The 2,364-nt window shown below is 75.2% G+C and carries 2 protein-coding genes; both read right to left on the bottom strand.

What is annotated here, in order from left to right:
• Window positions 1–61: 61 nt before the first annotated feature.
• Window positions 62–1,351, bottom strand: coding sequence for a PLP-dependent aminotransferase family protein (locus ACFV4F_RS43130; protein ID WP_380511483.1), 1,290 nt, complete (start codon window positions 1,349–1,351; stop codon window positions 62–64).
• Window positions 1,348–2,280, bottom strand: coding sequence for an alpha/beta hydrolase (locus ACFV4F_RS43125; RefSeq protein WP_380511480.1), 933 nt, complete (start codon window positions 2,278–2,280; stop codon window positions 1,348–1,350). Before ACFV4F_RS43125 ends, ACFV4F_RS43130 begins: the two co-directional genes overlap by 4 nt.
• Window positions 2,281–2,364 lie beyond the last annotated feature (84 nt).

The following is a 2,364-nucleotide window of genomic DNA, read 5'->3' as shown; positions in this document are numbered from 1 at the left end:
GCCGTGGTTACAGATCTTCTGGCCCCGCCACCCCCGTGCGGCCCCATTCTGTTGTTTCCGCTCAGCAGGACGTGATGAAGGCGGCCAACTTGGCTACTCCCTCGATGATCTGACGCTGCGTCACCGCACTGATGGAGAGCCGCAACAGGCGCTCTCCGCCGCCCCCCGGGTAGAACGGCGCCATCGGCGTCCAGAGCACGCCGTATTCCCGTGCGCACCGCTCCATCGCCGCGTCGTCCGCCGTGAACGGCACGGTGAGGACGGCGAAGAAGCCGCCCTCGGGCCGGTTCCAGGACACCCCCAGACGGCGGCGCGCGGACGCCGGGAAGTGCCGTTCCAGCTCGCGCAGCAGCGTGTCCATCCCGGCCGCGTAGTGGGCCGTGGCGGCGGCGTTGGCGGCGCGCAGGCGGCAGTCGTGGCGCAGCAGCATGCCGCCGATGACGGCCTGGCTGAGGGCCGGGGTGTTGACCGTCGTCATGCTCTTGAGCCGGGCCAGCTCGTCCGCCAGCAGGGTGCGCCGGCCGCCCGGGCCGGTCACCTCCTGGTCGGCGACGACGTAGCCGAGGCGGGCGCCGGGGAAGCAGGTCTTGGCGAAGGAGCCGAGGTAGACGACCCGGCGGTGGCGGTCCAGCGCCTTGAGGGTCGGCCGTTCGCCGCACGCGCGGACGAAGAAGCCGTACGGGTTGTCCTCGATGACGAGCAGGTCCTCGTCCGCCGCGACGGCCAGCAACCGGGTGCGGGCGTCGACGGGCATGCTGGTGCCGGACGGGTTGGCGAAGTCGGGGACGACGTAGAGCGCGCGCGGGCGCCGGCCCTCGGCGCGGACGGCCCAGGCGGCGGCGCGGACGGCCTCCGGGTCGGGCCCGCCGGCCGGCCCCTCGGGGACGGGGCGGGTGGTGAGGTCGAGCAGCCGGGCGGCGCCGGTGACGCCCACGTAGCAGGGCGAACTGACCAGCAGGACGTCGTCCGGCGTGGCGCACAGCGCGCGCAGGGCGAGCAGCATGCCCTCCTGGGCGCCGACGGTCAGCACCAGGGCCTCGGGGGCGACGGTGAGGCCCTCGTCGTTGGCGAGGGTGCGGGCGACCAGGTCGGCGATGATGCCCTTGGTGGGGCCGTACTGGAACAGCGCGGTGCGGACGGCGTCCCGGTCCAGGCCGCGGGCGGCCAGGTGCGCGAGGTAGGCGTCCAGGTGGGCCGGGACGTCCTCGGGCTCGAAGAAGCCCTCGTAGGGGCGGCCGGGGGCGAAGGAGACGGCGTCGGGGTAGCGGGTGGTGACCTCGTTGAGGAAGGTCATCGCGTCGAGCAGCGGGTCGGAGAGGGAGGCGTGCAGGTCCGCCAGGTCGAGGGTCATCGCAGGGCCTCGCGCAGGCGCTCGGCGGCGTACCGCTGGGCCTCGGCGGCGGCGTCCAGGACGCCCGTCATGGCGAAGAAGCCGTGCGGCACGCCCTCGTACCGCCGTGCGCCGACCGGGACGCCCGCGGCGCGCAGGGCCTCGGCGTACTGCTCGCCCTCGTCGCGCAGCGGGTCGTACTCGGCGGTGATGACGGTCGCGGGCGGCAGGCCGGCCAGGCTCGGGGCGCGCAGCGGGGAGGCGTACGGGTCGGCGCCGTCGGCCTGGTCGGCGAGGTAGTGGCCCCAGTACCAGGCGGCCGAACGGCGGTTGAAGAGCAGCGGGTCGTCGTGCTCACGCAACGAGGGGGTGTCGGCGCCGTGGTCGGTGTTGGGGTAGACGAGCAGTTGGTGGCGCACGGCTGGGCCGCCCTCGTCGCGCAGCAGGAGGGTGAGCGCGGCGGTGAGGTTGCCGCCCGCGCTGTCGCCGCCGACGGCGAGGCGGGCGGGGTCCAGGCCGAGGCTCTTGGCGTGGGCGGCCAGCCAGTGGACGGCGACGCGGCAGTCGTGGAGGGCGGCGGGGAAGGGGTGTTCGGGGGCGAGCCGGTAGCCGACGGAGACGGTGGCGCAGCCGACGGCGTTGGTCAGGCGGCGGCAGATCGCGTCGCCGGTGTCGAGCGAGCCGAGGGTCCAGCCGCCGCCGAACAGGTAGAGCAGGACGGGAGGTTCGCCGTCGGCGGCCGGCCGGTGGAGGCGGAGGGCGAGGTCGCCGCCGGGGCCGGGGACGGTGAACTCCTCGACGGAGGCGACCGGTTCGGGTGCGCCCGCCGCCGCGCGGATGTCCGCGAGGTCGGCGGCGCGGGCCTCGGCGAGGGTGAGGGTGTAGAGGGGCGGCGCGCCGGAGCTCGCGCGGCGGGCGCGCAGGGCTTCGGCTTGGGGGTGGAGGGGCATGGGGGGGTGTGCCTTTCGGGTCGGGTCGGAGAGCCGCGGCGTCAGGGTGCGTGCATCGCAAGGCGGAGGAGGGAGTCCATGCGG

The sequence above is a fragment of the Kitasatospora sp. NPDC059722 genome, assembly GCF_042733235.1.
Lineage (GTDB): Bacteria > Actinomycetota > Actinomycetes > Streptomycetales > Streptomycetaceae > Kitasatospora.
This window is presented reverse-complemented; position numbering and strand designations above follow the sequence as displayed.